At 40.7% G+C, this 17,684-nt stretch carries 16 protein-coding genes and 1 pseudogene; 13 read left to right on the top strand and 4 right to left on the bottom strand.

Annotation, left to right across the window (positions count from 1 at the left end; translation table 11 throughout):
• Window positions 1-5: 5 nt before the first annotated feature.
• The 4 genes from V7K50_RS02555 to V7K50_RS02540 all read left to right on the top strand — a co-directional run bounded on the left by V7K50_RS02555 (window position 6) and on the right by V7K50_RS02540 (window position 3,331).
• Entirely contained in the window at window positions 6-632 is a 627-nt protein-coding gene (locus V7K50_RS02555) for a hypothetical protein (RefSeq protein ID WP_334956942.1), read from the top strand.
• A gap of 54 nt (window positions 633-686) precedes the next feature.
• On the top strand, window positions 687-1,226 hold the full coding sequence (locus V7K50_RS02550; protein WP_334957267.1) for a YqeG family HAD IIIA-type phosphatase: 540 nt from the start codon (window positions 687-689) through the stop codon (window positions 1,224-1,226).
• A 355-nt stretch (window positions 1,227-1,581) separates the two neighbouring features.
• A complete protein-coding gene (proB, locus tag V7K50_RS02545) occupies window positions 1,582-2,691 on the top strand; it encodes a glutamate 5-kinase (RefSeq protein WP_334956940.1) in 1,110 nt (369 codons plus the stop codon).
• Between the two features lie 52 nt (window positions 2,692-2,743).
• Window positions 2,744-3,331, top strand: coding sequence for a Uma2 family endonuclease (locus tag V7K50_RS02540; RefSeq protein WP_334956938.1), 588 nt, complete (start codon window positions 2,744-2,746; stop codon window positions 3,329-3,331).
• Between the two features lie 81 nt (window positions 3,332-3,412).
• Here V7K50_RS02540 and V7K50_RS02535 read toward each other — a convergent pair whose 3' ends face one another.
• Both V7K50_RS02535 and V7K50_RS02530 read right to left on the bottom strand, forming a co-directional pair.
• Complete coding sequence (locus V7K50_RS02535) at window positions 3,413-4,075, bottom strand: HAD family hydrolase (RefSeq protein ID WP_334956936.1); 663 nt, start codon at window positions 4,073-4,075, stop codon at window positions 3,413-3,415.
• Entirely contained in the window at window positions 4,068-5,051 is a 984-nt protein-coding gene (locus V7K50_RS02530) for an ROK family protein (protein WP_334956934.1), read from the bottom strand. Before V7K50_RS02530 ends, V7K50_RS02535 begins: the two co-directional genes overlap by 8 nt.
• Window positions 5,052-5,169: 118 nt before the next feature.
• Between V7K50_RS02530 and V7K50_RS02525 the strand changes: the two genes are divergently transcribed.
• Window positions 5,170-5,391: a hypothetical protein gene (locus V7K50_RS02525; protein ID WP_334956932.1), complete on the top strand. Its 222-nt coding sequence runs from the start codon at window positions 5,170-5,172 to the stop codon at window positions 5,389-5,391.
• 140 nt (window positions 5,392-5,531) lie between these two features.
• On the opposite strand, the pseudogene V7K50_RS02520 reads toward V7K50_RS02525, so the two are convergent.
• Window positions 5,532-5,789 (bottom strand): annotated as a pseudogene (locus tag V7K50_RS02520) (Uma2 family endonuclease); the annotation flags it as partial.
• Between the two features lie 1,240 nt (window positions 5,790-7,029).
• On the opposite strand from V7K50_RS02520, the gene V7K50_RS02515 reads away from it, so the two are divergent.
• The gene (locus V7K50_RS02515) at window positions 7,030-8,007 is read left to right on the top strand and encodes a sucrase ferredoxin (RefSeq protein WP_334956930.1); all 978 of its coding nucleotides are present in this window, start codon (window positions 7,030-7,032) and stop codon (window positions 8,005-8,007) included.
• A gap of 570 nt (window positions 8,008-8,577) precedes the next feature.
• Here V7K50_RS02515 and V7K50_RS02510 read toward each other — a convergent pair.
• Complete coding sequence (locus V7K50_RS02510; RefSeq protein WP_334956928.1) at window positions 8,578-10,167, bottom strand: helix-turn-helix domain-containing protein; 1,590 nt, start codon at window positions 10,165-10,167, stop codon at window positions 8,578-8,580.
• A 1,144-nt stretch (window positions 10,168-11,311) separates the two neighbouring features.
• Here V7K50_RS02510 and fdxB point away from each other — a divergent pair.
• The 7 genes from fdxB to V7K50_RS02475 all read left to right on the top strand — a co-directional run bounded on the left by fdxB (window position 11,312) and on the right by V7K50_RS02475 (window position 17,680).
• Window positions 11,312-11,605: a ferredoxin III, nif-specific gene (gene fdxB / locus V7K50_RS02505; RefSeq protein WP_334956926.1), complete on the top strand. Its 294-nt coding sequence runs from the start codon at window positions 11,312-11,314 to the stop codon at window positions 11,603-11,605.
• A 533-nt stretch (window positions 11,606-12,138) separates the two neighbouring features.
• Window positions 12,139-13,137, top strand: a complete 999-nt coding sequence (locus tag V7K50_RS02500; protein WP_334956924.1) for a cytochrome c oxidase subunit II — start codon at window positions 12,139-12,141, stop codon at window positions 13,135-13,137.
• Between the two features lie 72 nt (window positions 13,138-13,209).
• Window positions 13,210-14,901, top strand: coding sequence for a cytochrome c oxidase subunit I (ctaD, locus tag V7K50_RS02495; RefSeq protein WP_334956922.1), 1,692 nt, complete (start codon window positions 13,210-13,212; stop codon window positions 14,899-14,901).
• A 643-nt stretch (window positions 14,902-15,544) separates the two neighbouring features.
• Complete coding sequence (locus tag V7K50_RS02490) at window positions 15,545-16,144, top strand: cytochrome c oxidase subunit 3 (RefSeq protein WP_334957265.1); 600 nt, start codon at window positions 15,545-15,547, stop codon at window positions 16,142-16,144.
• Window positions 16,145-16,383: 239 nt separating this feature from the next.
• Window positions 16,384-16,869 (top strand): hypothetical protein, encoded by a 486-nt coding sequence (locus V7K50_RS02485; RefSeq protein ID WP_334956920.1) that lies wholly within the window; start codon window positions 16,384-16,386, stop codon window positions 16,867-16,869.
• A gap of 32 nt (window positions 16,870-16,901) precedes the next feature.
• Entirely contained in the window at window positions 16,902-17,063 is a 162-nt protein-coding gene (locus V7K50_RS02480; RefSeq protein WP_334956918.1) for a hypothetical protein, read from the top strand.
• A 5-nt stretch (window positions 17,064-17,068) separates the two neighbouring features.
• Window positions 17,069-17,680 carry a cupin gene (locus V7K50_RS02475; RefSeq protein WP_334956917.1) on the top strand — a complete coding sequence of 204 codons (612 nt, stop codon included), beginning with the start codon at window positions 17,069-17,071 and terminating at the stop codon, window positions 17,678-17,680.
• Window positions 17,681-17,684 lie beyond the last annotated feature (4 nt).

Genomic DNA, 17,684 nt, shown 5'->3' with positions numbered 1-17,684 from the left:
TGAAAATGGCTTATAGCGACTTTACATTAAGTAAATTTAAAAAGTCATTCAGCATCCGCATTGATGAAGAAACTGATTTATGCGGCGACATAAAACCTTTACAGGCAAGTGATCAACTCAAAAATTCTTTAGAAGAAACTACAGAACTGGCTTTAGCAATTAATACTGAAAAAGCCCGTTCAGAAATGATTATCACTCCGATATTATTGGAAGTAAGACGCAGGGCTAATTATCCAATTAGTTTATTTTCGGGAACAGATTTTAATGTAGATCCAGAAAATGGTCTGAATGGATACTGTGACTTTATCATCAGTCGTTCTAAAGAGCAACTAACAATTAATGTGCCTGTGGTGGTTATTATTGAAGCCAAAAATGAAAATATTAAAGGTGGATTAGGTCAATGTGCTGCCGCAATGTTGGCAGCACAATTGTTTAATCAACAAGAAGGAAATGAAATCAGAAAAATTTACGGCGCGGTAACAACGGGTGATATTTGGAAGTTTTTGAAGTTAGAAGAAAACGATATATTTATTGATTTGAGTAATTATTACATCAAAGAGATAGATAAGATTTTAGGGATTTTATCTCAAAGTGTTCAGGGAGATATGCCAGGATGGAGTTCGACTAACTAAACTATATTGGGTTATGCTCATTTGTCTAGAGCAATTTAAATTTGACTGGTGACTATGGCCTGGAACAATCTTTTGCAACCTGACTTGATTTTAGAAGGTTCAGTATTGAAGCTAACACCAGATATTATCCAACAATACGGGCTGAAGGGGCTGGTATTGGATGTAGATGAAACTTTGGTACCCTTTACAGTGGGGATGGCTTCCCCAGAACTACGAGAGTGGGTGGAGCAAATTCGCACCTGTACTGCACTGTGCTTGGTGAGTAACAACCTGAGTGAAGCGCGAATTGGTGGAATTGCGCGATCGCTCAATCTACCTTACTATTTGGGTGCAGCCAAGCCTTCCCGCCGCAAAATTAGGGCAGCAGTGAGGACAATGGATCTACCAGTGCATCAAGTGGGGATGGTAGGCGATCGCTTGTTTACCGATGTCATAGCAGGTAATCGCCTGGGAATGTTTACAATTTTAGTTGAACCGATTGTCCATGCAGACGCGGCTCTGCGCTCTCATCCCATCCGCAACTTTGAAGTTTGGATATCTGAGATTCTGGGAGCCTCTATTACCCCCAAGAAAAAGAAGATTCACAAAAGTTGAGAAATCGTCAGGAAAGTAAATCTAAAGAAATCATTAAGGAATCTTACTTGAATCTAAAAATCGGGGATCATAAGTATTAATAACATGGGGTCAGCCAAAAAAGACCTTAACTCATACTAAGTAAATATACTTCCGTAAAGCGTCAGCCTTCACTATAGAGGGATTGGCGCTTTACAATTTTGGATTTCAGATTTTGGATTAAATCTAATGTGGGTAGATTTAAAGCCTAAAAGCTTGTTTCCATTGGCTTTAGTCTGTTTATCTGGCTTGTGCTTTAGGGTAGAGGTCTAAAAAACTCATACAAGATGTCTAATCTGAAATCTAAAATCTAAAATCTAAAATCTAAAATTGAAAGATGTCATTAACAATTGTTGTCAAAATCGGTACTTCTAGCCTAACCCAACCAGAAACGGGACAATTAGCACTTTCTACCATCGCTACTTTAGCGGAAACACTCTGCCATTTAAGACACCAAGGACATCGGGTAATTTTGGTTTCCTCTGGGGCTGTGGGGGTAGGTTGTGCGCGGTTGGGTTTAACTGAACGTCCCAAAGCGATCGCACTGAAACAGGCTGTAGCAGCAGTTGGACAAGGCAGGTTAATTCGGATATACGATGATTTATTTACTACCTTGCAACAGGCGATCGCTCAAGTATTATTAACTCGCAGTGACTTAGTACAGCGTAGCCGCTATCTCAACGCTTACAACACTTTTCAAGAACTACTGGGACTGGGAGTGATCCCCATAGTCAATGAAAATGATACCGTAGCAATAGACGAACTAAAATTTGGTGATAATGACACCCTTTCGGCATTAGTTGCCAGCTTAGTAGAAGCAGATTGGCTATTTTTGCTTACCGATGTTGATAGGTTGTACTCAGCCGATCCGCGTTCTGTACCAGATGCGCGACCGATCGCATTAGTTAGTAGCATTAAAGAATTAACAGAATTACAGATACAAACAAGTTCCCAAGGTTCCCAGTGGGGTACTGGTGGAATGACGACAAAAATTTCGGCTGCGAGGATTGCGATCGCGGCGGGAGTGCGGACTGTAATTACCCAAGGGCGATTTCCCCGGAATATCGAAAAAATTATCCAAGGTGAACTGATTGGGACGCATTTTGAACCGCAACCAGAACCAACTTCGGCGCGTAAACGTTGGATAGCTTACGGACTTTTACCTGCGGGTAAATTGTATTTAGATGAAGGTGCGATCGCGGCAATTTCTCTAGCAGGAAAATCGTTATTAGCGGCTGGAATTAAGTTAGTAGAAGGAGAGTTTGACACACAAGAAGCTGTGCAATTGTGTGACACCAATGGTAATGAAATTGCCAGAGGACTGGTGAATTACAACAGCAATGAACTGCAAAAGATTCGTGGGTGTCATTCACGAGAAATTTCTACAATTTTAGGCTACGCCGGTGCAGAAACCGTGATTCACCGAGATAATTTGGTTTTGACTTAAGATGGAAATCAGATGAATTTCGTGACTAATAATCGGGAGAGTAAAAAATATTATGACTCAAACATTAGAAAATACTGTTAACTTACCAGAAGAACAACGATTCTTTCGAGATGGGTTAAGTTGGGAACAGTTTAAAGCAATTCAAGCCAGCTTTGAAAATGTGCCAGGTGTGCGGCTGTTTTATTGTGAGGGAATTTTAGAAATTGTGAGTATTGGTAAGCCGCATGAAGTGATTAAGTGTTTAATCGCTGGACTATTGATTACTTATTTTGAAGTCAAAGGCATTGAATTTTTTCCCAGTGGCAGTTTTAGCCAGATTATTCCCAAAATAGTAGAGTATCAAGCTGACTTATCTTATTGCTTTGGAAACGACAAACCTGTAGCAGACCTCTGCATTGAGGTAGTGATTACTAGTGGTAGTCCCATAAAATTACAGAAGTACAAATTAATGGGAATCCCGGAAGTTTGGTTTTGGGAAGATGGCACAATTGAAGTTTACTGCTTACGAGAACAAGAATATGAGAAACTTGTTAAAAGTGAGCTATTAGCACAATTAGATTTATCCCTGCTCAATCGTTGTGTTTTGTTATCGTCTCCCTTGGAAGGTATTAGAGAGTTTCGTCAAAATATTCAACAGTAGTAAATAGTAGGTTTAAATGAAAGAAAATATTTCAATATAGCTGAGATTGTTAGTTTTTACATGAAACTCAGAATTATAAGTCTAATGGTATGATAACAAAGAAGGCAGTTGGTACATAGAGTAAAAGACACGCGCCCCAGATGCCTCAAGTAGAGCAGCCTCACTTTGCTCGGTGTAACCTAAAACTTTCATCCCAGCAGCAACACCTGCACTTACACCCAAAACGCTATCTTCTACAACTGTACAGGATGCAGCTTTAATTCCCATATTTTTAGCCGCATATAAGAATAAGTCCGGTGCTGGCTTCCAACTTTGAATTTGATATGAGCTAAAGATACGTCCTTCAAATCGAGGCAATAGGTTAGTTACACGCAAAGCTAACTTAATTTTTTCCGGTGGGCCACTGGAAGCAACGCAAATAGGTAGATTAATCTTGTCTAAAGCTGCTTCTATTCCTTCTACAGGACGTAGTTCACGCTCGAATGCCTCAGCAGTACGGGTACGAAGCTGAGTTACAAAATCTTGCGGCATCTTTTTCCCAAGTCTTTGCTCAATTACAGCAACACAATCAGCCATTTTGCAACCCTTAAATAACAAAATGGCTTCTTCAAGTTTCATTGCAAGTCCAAACTCAGCGATAAATTCCACAAGAACGCGATTGCCTAATCCCTCGCTGTCTACTAACACTCCATCACAGTCAAAAATAACTAATTCTGTTTGCATTTCGCTCCACGCCTCACTCATTTATAAATTCGGGATTTGTCATAGAAGCGATCGCCACACCGCCCCACAATGGCGCATCATCCCCCAGAACCGCCGGCACAATTTCAAAATCAACCTCCGGTAAAGCCGTCTCCCGCGCCACCTGACGCACCACCCGCCAAAAATTCTCCCCCGCCTTCGTCACACCACCTCCCAACACAAAGCGCTGCGGATTCATCAAATTCGCCACATTGCCAATACCCACACCCAGCGCCCAAGCAGCCTTATGCAAAACTTCCTTAGCCAAATCATCCCCAGCAGCAGCCGCCTCACTTACCAACTGCCCCGTCAGCAACGTTAAATCATCCCCCACCAAACCCCTCAAAATCTCTCCATCTCTGAGTCCTCCGCGCCTCTGTGGTTCGTTCTCCAAAATTTCCCTAACATTTTGCGCCATATAAGGCCCTGAAGCCAAACGTTCCACACATCCCCGCTTACCACACAAACAAAGTGGGCCGGCAGGATCGACAACTATATGTCCAATTTCGCCAGCCATCCCACCAGCACCCCGCCAAGGCTGGCCGTTGAGTATCCAACCACCACCCACGCCAGTACTGACAGTAATGTAAAATAGGCTATCGTATCCCTGTCCAGCACCAAAGCGATGTTCACCCAAAGCAGCAATATTGGCATCATTATCTACACCAACACTCACGCCAAATTCCTCCTCTAGCAACCCTTTGAGAGGAATGTTTTCCCATCCAGCGACATGATGAGATAGTCGCACCGTCCCTGTAGAAGCGTCAACTGGACCCCCAAAGCTGACACCGATCGCAGCAGGTTTTGTGTCTTGCAGCAGCGAGTAAATTAGCGATCGCATTATTTCCAAGTCAGTGTTAGCATCTGCATTCGCTGGTGAGAGACGACGTTCATAATGCAACCACGTTCTAGAACCAGCATTTACAGTTGCTGCCGCGAGCTTAGTTCCGCCAAAATCGAGAGCTAAAATTAATGTCATGGTTTTTTATACCTCTTTTGAATTATTACAATATCTGGTTTATTTCTCAAGAAAGATGTTTACAAGCAAAATAAATTCAACACTAAAGAAAAGGGCATAAATAATAATTTGGTAACTTATGACTCCCGATCAACCCAATCCACTCATCGATTTATCTTACGCCAAACAACCTCCTCGCTCTATTGATATCGATAAAGCTCAAGAGGCAGATCCCATTGAACCAGAAGAAGTAACTGGAGAGAGTAAGCAAAACCCCACTCCTGATGATTTGAATCGCCAAGATGAAGATCCAAGAATCGGGGGTAGTCAAATAATTAGTGGCAATATTTCAGCTGGTTAAATAATTGGCATGATCAAGTAAGGTGCGATCGCACATTTTCTCGTAGTTGATCAATAATGGCTCAATACGCTTGGCTTTGTGGAAAATTGTAGGTTGGGTTGAAGAACCCAACCCAACCTACAATTTTCAATTTTTTTGGCGCTAACTAAACAGTATTGAGGAAAGCTAGGTGATGAAATTACACTGTTGCCTTGAAAAGGTGTCATTTGATATTCATCATCAACTAATTCGCATACAAAAATAGTGGGTTGCTTAGGATTGCCGATGAACTTTCTTGCACCCAATGCAGCATAATCAGCAATCCAATATTCAGGAATGCCCATTTCCTCATAATCTCTAAATTTATTGTAGTAATCATCTCGCCAGTTAGTTGAAACAACTTCAATTTTGTATGGAAGTAGAAATATGCGATCGCCATAGCTACAGATATTTAGATTATTAAGTGCCCCTTCATAGCAACAATTTGTCACAATTGCAAAATTGTATCTATTGTATTGAAATTATCAATGCTTGTTTTAGGGACTTCCAAGAAATAAATTATCCAAATAAACGAACCACAGAGACACAGAGAACACAGAGAAAGGAGAAATAGAGAGGGTCTTTGGTCAATTTTGGGACATTTATTTATTTGGAAGTCCCTTAGTGAGCTATTTCCACTATGAAATGCCTGTTACCTTGATTTAACCAACGTTTTAGATGTAAAGAAGTTATAAAGATTCTTAAATACTTGCATTTATTATTGACTTCAGTTACAGTCAAAGCAGATACCTATCATCAAACCCTGACATCAACTTCAGAAAGTTAGATGAGGTAAAACGCTAAATACCAGGTTTGTTAATGTTGATATCAGTGAGGCTGCTAATAATTAATCACTAGTTTTGATTATTAATTTATCGCAAATAGATTTTACGGGGCAATAAAGCATTTCCCCCTTATTTCGTTGTTTTTATTTTTTCTCAGCTAATTGAGAATTATTTTCAATACAGATAGATCGATAGATACATTAAAAGCAGATAGTGTGGAATAAGTCTTAAAACATTATTGGCTTACCAAAGCAACACCTGTTGATTAAATGTTTCCGCATCTATCTTTAGGAATATGTTTCTCAGAAGAGCGGCACAGAATTATATCTTTATGTGTAAAAACAGGATCTATAAGTAGCTATGCAGATAATTTCAGCAAAACTTTAAATAACTAAGTTGCTGCTAGGAATATTTTTGATTGTAGTATCAGCTACATCAATATTGTAAGCAAGTTAATCATCCCTAGCTCTCCAAGTTGCTTTCCGTCTATGTAGCAGGTTTAATCTATTTTATTTTAGCAAAGAAACCAAGTTCAGAAAAACCGAGTTTCAGTAAGTGAAAATTTATGGAATACCTGATAACAATAAAACTAGATACAAAATTAACGCCACTCATACGGAAAAATATCTCTTGACACTATTTATCTCTATTGTGGAGAATTTATTAACCGGAAAGACCTCGATCAATAATGATGTTATTAAAGTGGCTACCTAGTTTTAGCTGGGAAATGAATATTGTTCTTTTTTATCTCCTTTAGCCAAGGATTTGTAGCTAAGAACACAATTGTATTTTGTAATACCTTTTGTCCATAAAATACGCTAATGAGTACAGCGAGATGAATACTTTTTTTTGTTCTGATGATTCACGGCAAGTAGGAGAAGATGTTATTGGTAGCGCCACCAATTATCAAACTTATATTTTAGTTGAGTGTCCTTTACCTTGGACATCAGAAGCCTTTAATTCTAAATGGGTGCCCCAGAATTTGAGGATTTTGGTAGAGGAAGTGAAGCGTGCTAATCTACCCATTAGATTCCTCTTAATTGCTAATGATGTATCACATAAAGTAAATCATACTACACTTTTGATTTATCAAAAAGAAGAGGGACTAAGTAATGGATACCATAAGCAAGAATTTAAGCTAGCAAATATTGAGCAAGTAGCAGCAGTAGTCCAAAAATGGATCTGGGGTATCAGTTCTAATTCTGAGGTAGAAGCTAGTACAACTAGAGATATTTTAATTTGTACCCACGGTAGCCATGATAAGTGTTGTGCAAGATATGGCGCTCCTTTTTACTTCCATGTTACAGCGAGTAATGCTGATTTGGGCTTAGATAATGTGCGAATTTGGAAATCATCGCACTTTGGGGGACATCGGTTTGCACCAACAGTCATAGACTTGCCAGAAGGAAGATACTACGGTCGTCTTGATCAAGATTCATTTAGAGCAATTTTAACTCGTACTGGCGATATTCAATGCTTATATCAAGTCTATCGAGGCTGGGGAATTTTGCCTGCTACACTTCAGGTTTTGGAAAGAGAACTAATTCTCTCTAAAGGATGGGATTGGTTTAACTACAAAGTTGCAGGAAAAATTTTAGAGCAAAGTTTAGACAATAATACTATCCTGGCTGAACTAAGTTTTGAACAACCTTCTGGTTCTCTCTACACTTACCAGGCTAAACTTGTGAAAGATGAAACCAAGACTCAACAACTAAAGAGTTCATGCAATGCTACGCGAGAGTTGGTAGTTACTAAATATGCTGTGGGTAGTCTTTGGATTACTTCTAGTAAGATAATGAGTTATAGTACGTAAAAGGTAAGAGTTTTTCAACGCAGAGGGGAGGCAGCGCGTTGCGGGGGTTCCCCCCGTTGTAGCGACTGCCGTCACGCAAAGGGAAGCGCATAGGTACGCGAAGTATTGCTGTATTTAGTATAACGCTGCACAAATTCTTAAGGACTTCCAAATAAAAAAATATCCAATTAATTCTTGTGGGGTGGATGTCTCGCCCGCCCAGTTTATCGTAAATTAAAGGGTTTAAGAACCTGCAATCTATATGTAGCAGCCATTTCAGTCCTTCTCTACGAGAGGCTGCGCCAACGGCTACGCTCAGGAACCATCGGGGTTTAAATCCCCCGGAGTTGCTCCTCTACAGCGCTTCTCTTCGAGACGCTTTGCGAACGCGCATCCTACGGCGGGGGAGACCCCAAGACCGCACTCCACAAGTCTGAAATGTCTTTAATTTTGAATTTTGAATTTTGAATTGTTAACATGGCGCTCATGTTGCCCACCCCACAATATTGGATAATTTATTTCTTGGAGTTCCCTTAATAAAATCTCTGCGTACCTTTGCGTTTCCCTCTGCGTTTAAATTCCGAATCAAGATTAAGTCATATTTAAGACTTTTCTTAAAAGTATTTGGTCTTCTAATTTGGCTTTTAAACGACCATTTTCGATATCTCTAATCCAGCTTTGGCTTTTACCTGTAAGTTTTGCCAATTCTCTTTGGGAAAGATTCAAATTTTTTCGCGCTTCCAAAATCTGTTCACCCAATAAATCGTTTGTAGCTTTGGGCTTCCTTTTGGCTTTGGCAGTTCTTGTTTTCTTTTTTTCTGATTCTGAAATTTGCTGTTCCCATTCTGGTGGGAGTTCAAAAGCCAAAATCCGCGCATTCATTAGCAGATTCCATTTACCACGGGGGCCTGTGTCTGTGAGGCGAGTTTCAGCACCACCGTCATTAGTCCAAAATTCTAATGCTTCATCTGGATCTTCAGGAAGATCAACTAATTTTGCCCACAAAGGTTGAATTTCTGGTGGGTAAGTAACTGGATCGAAAAGTGGCTTCATTCCATAGTGATTGAGAATTTCCAAATCGCTTTCAAAGGTTCGCAGTAGACGTTTGCGTTCTTCCCGTTGTCTGGATGCAAGGGCAACTTTTTCCTCACCGTAAGCAATACGCAGCAAGGTAGGAATGGTGATGCGTTGTTCTTTGCCCATTTTAGTTTTAAACAGCAACCACAGCATTAATCGGACTGCGCCTTCATGTTGCTGCCAAATACTCATGACTGTAGTTAACAGCGTTTTGGGAAGACTGCCGTATTGATAGAATGCGGTTCGCTCTTTACACGCTTGTTTGTTTAAGAAATATTGTGCCCAAATACCTGCTTTTACTTTAAAAGTTAGCCCAATCAGATATTTGCATCCGAGATTGTCTTCTTGAAAGTGGTGCTGAATGTCTACTAAGTGCCATAAGCGGCTTCCGACAACAGAGAATCCGTTAATTCGACCTTGTTGAGGCCAGTCAATGGAGATAATCAGAGAGCAAGCTTGCTGAACAATGTTTTTCATTAAAGCTAGCTTGGCAGCTTTGCTCAAATCTTTGCGTTTCTCCATCCCCAAATATTTCTCAATTTGTCGCTCATCGATCGCAAATTCTTGTTCCCAAGGTTGATCTAAGGCTGTGGCATAAGCTGCAAAAATTAGATGCATACAAGAGGCTCTAATGTCAAGACCCTCAATTGCGGCGATATCTGTGGCCTTGTCGTTAACTTTGAAGGGATCTTGGATGTGAAAAGCGATCGCACCTCGCCCTTGGTTGACTTGTCGGCTGTAACTGATGTAGCCTTCTTCATCGGTTTCCCAATGTAGAGATGTGCGTTGTGCTAGGACATTACAAGCTTCCCAAATTGCGATCGCAGAAGCAAATGGGTTATTCTTGCCATTAGAAAACAAGTCTAAACTGCTAGCATCTCTCGGTTCAACTTTGCATCTCCCCTTTTTCGCCTGCCAAGGAATGGGAGAATTTATTGGACAAGCTATTACACATTGCGGTTCTGAATAATAGCCCTCACAATTATTACAAAGACCAGGATCAATCCAATATTCATTGTTCTCTATTCTGATTGCACCCGTAGGACATTGAGGGCGGCAGTTGTCACATCCAACGCAACTGTTGTTAGGAATTGTATAAGGCATAAGGCTCTTTTCCCACTCTAATCGTTGAGATGTCTGTCTCAGGTCTCCCCTGGATGAGTCCTGTTTATTCACGACTCGCTACCACATTATCTTTATGGCGAGAATAATCTTTTCTCACCACACTCATTCCCTACATCCATACTTTGACTTTGCATCCAATTGGAAGCTATTTAAGACTTTAAAACTGAGTCTAAAAAAACTTCGTATTAACTATAAATTTCATGAAAAAACTAATTAATTTGTTCGGATTGAGCTTAGGAAAAAAACTTAGCATTTATTTAACTACGTACTTAATGAACATTTTAACTTTGACCATAAAACCTGACTCAAAGTGTGTTGGCAAACTATTTAAGCCTACTGGTCTTGGACTTTATCGGATTTATTAATAATTTTTATATTTAATGCATGATCATATTCTGCCATGAACTTTACAGTTACTTCATAAATTAATTATGTTTTTTAATTTAAAAACTAATATTTGTTTTGTCATCATTTCTCTAAATAGTTAAACCAAACTAAATTAGAAATTGTTGCTTTGTAAAATACATATTGCATATATCAAAATGTAATTAATGAACATTTAATTTTGTATATATGTATACTTTTTATCTATATTTATTTGTTTAAGTTTAAAAATATTTGAAAAAGAATATCATTACTCTGATAAATATAGTTGCATTTCCTGGAAGTAATAGTTAAATCGGCAGTTAAGTAGGTAGGCACAATTAAACCGAACTACGTAAACTTATGTAAAGCACCAGAAACGCTTTGAATGTAAGCTTTTAAGGGATTTACATTTCTTAATCTAGTTGTGTTTTTTAGCGCCCACCTACTTACACCCGTAGGGGCACGGCAATGCCGTGCCCCTACACCTCGTTATGTAATGTTGTACCGCATCTGAATGGGAACCGCTATATGTACTTTATACTCTGCATAGGAACCAGGAATGCTAAAGATTCATAAGAATAATTGGCAATAATTTTCATCGATAAAATGAAATGAAAAACAATTTAGCATTGTGTTCAAAGTCATCGAAATTTGATGAGATAAAAGTAACTTTTGAATACAAAAGAATAAAAGATTAGGATAATATGATGATTAATGCACAAACAGATTTACAGGCAAAATTGCCGAGGATTTATTCATGGCACAACTAACAGGTTTGACATTTGGCGGTAAGGCTTGGACACCAAAATTCGCTCAGGAAATCGACAAAGATAAATGTATCGGCTGTGGCAGATGCGTTAAAGTATGCGGTTACAACGTGCTAGGTTTGAAGGCGCTCAATGAAGAAGGCGAATTTGTAGAAGATGAAGATGATGAAGAAATTGAACGGAAAGTAATGGCAGTTACTTCTCCAGATAACTGTATTGGTTGTGAAGCTTGTTCCCGGATTTGTCCTAAGAACTGCTACACCCATGTTGCATTAAATAATTAAGGTTTTTAGAGTTAGTCAAAATTGTTGTTCATTCCAGGAGGCACTGTTTTTAATCAGCGCCAATGCGCTAGGCAAGGTAACTTGAGGGGAATACTAAATATTTACTGGAATTAATAAAAAGTTCGCAGTAAACAAATCCGTAAATCGTAAATTGTTCGCTATTAACAAATTTAAACTTGCTGCTAATATAGCCTAATCAATATTAGGTCTGACAGTGCCCCTTGGAACAACTAGCTTTTCTGAAAGCAGGGGGCTAACTTTGTGGTATGAGTTGGAATATAATTTGTAACTTTTTGGGGGAAAGATATGGAAAAAATCTGGAAGTTTCCCCCTTTTTTTATGGCTGCACGTTAGAAAGTTAATAAGTGAAAAGGGAATGGGGAATAGGGAATGGGGAACTTGTACTGAGCGACTTGCCTTGAGCGAAGTCGAAAGAAGTCGAAGTATGGGGAATAAATAATATGCTCAGTGCCCAATTCCTAAAACTCAGAAAAGAACACCTCTAAAGACGGTTTACAAAGCAGGTAGCATATATGCAACAAATTCCTGTTTCACTATGGACTCTGGTTGCTGGGGTAGTAGTTACAGCAATCAGCATTTGGATCGGTCAAAACCATACTCTGATGCCGGTGCAAGCATCGCTACAAGCGCCTTTGGTAGACGGTTTTTTTAACGTCATGTTTACCATTGCGATCGCACTCTTCTTGGTGGTAGAAGGAACTATTCTGATTTTTTTGGTTAAGTTTCGTCGCCGTCGCGGTGATGATACTGATGGTTTACCAATAGAAGGTAACGTTCCCTTAGAAATCTTCTGGACAGCAATCCCAACAGTGATTGTTCTCGGCTTGGGCATCTACAGTGTAGATGTTTTTAACCAAATGGGCGGTTTTGAGCCTGCCGGTCATCCTCATTCAGCAGCTCATGTTGCTCATCAGCCGGGGAGTGCGATTGCCGCTACATTAAGCGATACTGAAGCAACAACTGCCCCGACAATTGCCCCAACAATTGGGATCGGCGCGTCTCCTGAAACCCTTAACAAACCAGCCGATTTAGTTGTTGATGTCAAAGGCATACAGTACGCCTGGATATTTAATTACCCCGATAGTGGCATTACCTCTGGGGAATTGCACATACCCGTCGGTGCTGATGTGCAACTCAACCTTTCAGCAGACGATGTAATTCACTCATTTTGGGTGCCAAACTTCCGCCTGAAGCAAGATGCACTTCCCGGTATCCCTACCGAACTACGATTTGTGGCCACCAAACCAGGTACATATCCCGTAGTTTGTGCTGAATTGTGCGGTGGTTATCACGGTTCAATGCGGACACAGGTAATTGTCCACACACCAGAAGCTTATGATAGCTGGCGGACAGAAAACCAGATTGCTCAACAACAAAACTTAAATCAAGTTGTTGCAATTAATCCAGCCGACTTATCAACATCAGAGTTTCTCGCGCCTCACACCCATGATATGGGAATTAGTGCAGCAACTCTAGAGTCATTGGTCATTGGTCAGGAGAGACGCGATTAATCGCGTCTGTACAAGAGCCAAATTTAATTACTTTGGACGTTTGATCCTGGACTTTGCATAGCGGGAAAAAATATGACGCAGGTAGAATTTCCACGGAATAATCCACCAGAAGAAAATAAACCGAAAACTCTGGTGGCTGGCCACACCTCCCATCCAAAGGCGTGGAAATGGCAAGACTATTTTACATTTAATGTTGATCACAAGGTTATTGGTATTCAATACCTAGTGACCGCCTTTGTGTTCTATCTCATCGGCGGATTGATGGCTGTTGCTCTCCGTGTCGAATTAGCAACACCAGAATCAGACGTACTCGACCCCAATCTATATAACGCTTTCATGACCAATCACGGGACGATTATGATCTTCCTGTGGATTGTCCCTAGCGCCATTGGGGGATTTGGTAACTATCTGGTGCCGTTAATGGTCGGTGCGAGGGATATGGCGTTTCCGAAGCTAAACGCGATCGCCTTTTGGTTAAATCCCCCAGCCGGTGCGCTCATTTTAGGTAGTTTCATTTTTGGCGGTTCGCAATCTGGTTGGACAGCTTACCCACCTTTGAGTTTGGTGACAGCACCAATCGCTCAAACTATGTGGATACTTGCGATCGTTTTGGTGGGAACTTCTTCAATTTTGGGTTCACTGAACTTTGTGATCACCATTTTAATGATGAAAGTTCCTAGCATGAAATGGGATCAAGTGCCCTTATTTTGCTGGGCAATCTTGGCAACTTCACTGCTGGCACTTCTCTCCACACCTGTATTAGCAGCCGGTTTAGTTCTGCTGTTATTTGACCTCAACTTTGGCACCTCCTTCTTTAAACCAGATGCAGGTGGTAACGTTGTAATTTATCAGCACTTATTCTGGTTTTATTCTCACCCGGCAGTATATTTAATGATTCTGCCCATCTTCGGCATCATGTCGGAGGTAATTCCAGTTCACGCCCGTAAGCCGATTTTTGGTTATAAAGCGATCGCTTATTCTAGTGTAGCCATCTGCGTTGTGGGTTTGTTCGTCTGGGTACACCACATGTTTACCAGTGGCACACCTGGTTGGATGCGGATGTTTTTCACCATATCCACCCTCATCGTTGCAGTTCCCACGGGCGTAAAGATTTTTGCCTGGGTTGCTACCCTCTGGGGTGGGAAAATTCGCTTTACCACAGCGATGCTTTTCGCTATTGGCTTGTTGTCGATGTTTGTCATGGGCGGCTTAAGCGGTGTGACGATGGGAACAGCCCCCTTTGATGTTCACGTCCACGACACATATTATGTAGTAGGACATTTCCACTACGTTCTGTTTGGTGGTTCCGTGTTTGGCATTTACGCCGGCATCTATCACTGGTTCCCCAAAATGACCGGACGAATGCTAAATGAAACTTGGGGACGCGTTCATTTCGCCCTCACCTTCATCGGTACTAATCTCACCTTTTTACCGATGCACGAGTTGGGTTTAAAAGGAATGCCGCGACGAGTGGCAATGTATGACCCCCAATTTATCGACCTCAATCAGATTTGTACCTTTGGTTCATTTGTTTTGGGGATATCGGTAATTCCTTTTGCCATCAACATGATCTACAGTTGGCTGAAAGGGCCTTTGGCTGGTGATAATCCTTGGCAAGCTTTGACTTTAGAATGGACAACTAGTTCACCACCCGCAATTGAAAACTGGGAAGTGTTGCCGGTTGTGACTCATGGCCCTTATGACTACGGTCATGGTCATAGTACTGAAGTACAGCCATCTGCAACGCCGCAAGCTAGTGCTTAGTTAGTAGAGTGAGTACCGCTATTCTTGTTAAGGCCACTGCAATTTCTAATCATTTTATTTGAGAACTCGGAATTTCAAGCTTGGAACTCGAAACTTGAGCTTCTGAACTCGGAACTTCAAGCTTGGAACTCGAAACTTGAGCTTCTGAACTCGGAACTTCAAGCTTGGAACTCGAAACTTGAGCTTCTGAACTCGGAACTTCGAGCTTGGAACTCGAAACTTGAGCTTCTGAACTCGGAACTTCGAGCTTGGAACTCGGAACTTGAGCTTCTGAACTCGGAACTTCGAGCTTAGAACTTGAAACTTGGAATTTCGAGAATTTCTGAACAAGTAAAGAGTAGGGTGAAACAAGGACTTTGGATGAATGGCACGCTTGTAAAGCCCAAAGGCTTGTGTAACCTTGTTCCCAGTCTCAAGACTGGGAATGTATTCCCAGAGGCAGAGCCTCTGGTCAAGAAACAGGAGGCTCCGCCTTCCAGAGTGGGTTCTCAGCCTCCAGGCTGGGAACCAGTCAGGGTAAGGGCTGTATCATAACTTAGTGCCATTCGACTTTGGATGAAGAATGAAAATTTTGCCACTTCAGACTTCATTCTTCATTCAAGCTTCCACAACAGACGCAGCGAATAATATTGTCAAAAAATCTATGACTATAGCTACAACCACGAGCGAAGATCACAGTGCAGGACACGAAGAACATCCAGATTTAAGAATTTGGGGACTGTTGACGTTTCTCGCCTCTGAATCCCTGATGTTTGGAGGATTTTTTGCCACTTACTTGTTTTTCCGAGGTACTACAGCAGTTTGGCCTCCAGAAGGGAGTGAAGTAGAATTACTTGTGCCGACGATTAACACCATTATTTTGGTGTCTAGTAGTTTTGTGATTCACTTCGGAGATACAGCCATTAAAAAGAATAACGTCAAGGGAATGCAACTGTGGTATGCAATTACTGCACTCATGGGGGCAATTTTCTTGGGTGGTCAGGTTTATGAGTATTCAACATTAGGATATGGACTGACTACCAACGTCTTCGCCAACTGCTTTTATATCATGACAGGGTTCCACGGTTTGCACGTTTTTATCGGACTGTTATTGATCTTACGTGTATTGTGGCGATCGCGTCTTCCCGGCGAATATTCTGCAACCAATCATACTTTCATCGAAATGGCAGAAATTTACTGGCACTTCGTAGACATTATTTGGATTGTTCTCTTTACCCTGGTGTACGTTCTCACTTTGTTTTAAATTGGGCATGGGGTATGAGTCTATATTAAGTAATGAGTAATGAGTAAATACCATTACTTATTACTTATTACTTATTACTCATTACTCATTACTTATTACTCATTACTTATTACTCATTACTCTTCAGAAATCTCAGTGTCTTCAGACCTGAGAAGCTTAACCCCCTCATCCTCATCTCCCTCATCTCCCTCATCTCCCTCATCCCCCTCATCCTCCTCACCTCCCTCATCCTCCCCAATATGGAAGCTAATACAAACAAATTCTCATGGTTCCAGGTTCCAGAGGATATCAAAAATCTATTAATTTTAGCAGCACAAAACTGGGAGAATACATCAGAATCAGAAAAATATATTCAACAAGCTTTAGCACAGACTAGTGAAAATACAGATGTATTGGTAGCAGCATATAGATTTTTTTATTATAAGAACAATTATTCTCTTGCACTACAAACAACAATCAAATTATTAGATAAAATTAAAGAACTAGAAAAATTCCCTGATGAATGGGAGCAACTTAAGCCGATATTAGTCAATCGCAAAGAAGACCCACAAATTCGATTGTACTTAAATGCTTATGCTGCTTCTGGATTAGTACTAGCCAAGTTAGGAAAAATTGAGCAAGCCAAAGAAATCAGCACCAGAGTCAAACAGATAGACGAAAAGAATGATTTTGGTTCTGGTATTCTGCTAGATATTTTGACACGTCCGGCAGAAGAAGACGATTAATTAGTCAGCAATGAAAAGTCAAGGTGAAAATCATGAACAATTGGTTATCTACTAAATCCTATTCTCTATTAGGATCTGCTACTGATAGGAACTCTATCTTTCCTGTGATTACCATACCTACTAAACTTCCTGCGGGTAATATTCCTAATGTCTCACCGATCATTGTGATCGAATCTTCTCCACTATCAATTTAAAAGTTATGAAAGGTAGGGATTGGCTGCTAACAGGGGATGGTCAGCATCAAGACTGTAAATCTGTAAGAGCCTGGGATTTATTGAGAGAAAATTACCGCCTTTATCGGTTTTTAACTGAGGTGGAAGATGTTCTCAATGGCAGTGACAATGAAACCAATTGTCTGCCAGAAATTCGGATGCTTGTAAGGCGCTTGATTGTAAATTCCTACTGGGTGCGAAGTCAATATTTAGAGCCTTCGCCCAAAACGGGAACCTCTGTTTTACTCCTATATGATGAATTGGGTTTTCCATTGACGGTGCAAACAGTAACCTTTGCACCGGGAACCCGTTCAAACATTCATAATCATGGAACGTGGGGAATCGTGGCGGTGCTAAAAGGCCAGGAAAAAAATACTTTTTGGCGACGCACCAATAGCCCAGAATTTCAGGACAAAATTGAAGCAACGGGAGAGCTAACTCTCTTCCCAGGAGATATTATTAGCTTTACTCCCGATGCAATTCACTGTGTAGAAGCAGTGGGTGATGAACCAACTGTGACTTTTAATATTTATGGCGAAACTGATCCAAATGAGAGATTTGAGTTTGACTTAGCTAGCCATAAAGCTAGGAATTTTTAATTTC

This window comes from Nostoc sp., assembly GCF_036917135.1.
GTDB lineage: Bacteria > Cyanobacteriota > Cyanobacteriia > Cyanobacteriales > Nostocaceae > Nostoc.
Note: the sequence above shows the minus strand (reverse complement) of the source record. Positions and strands in the feature narration are given on the sequence as shown.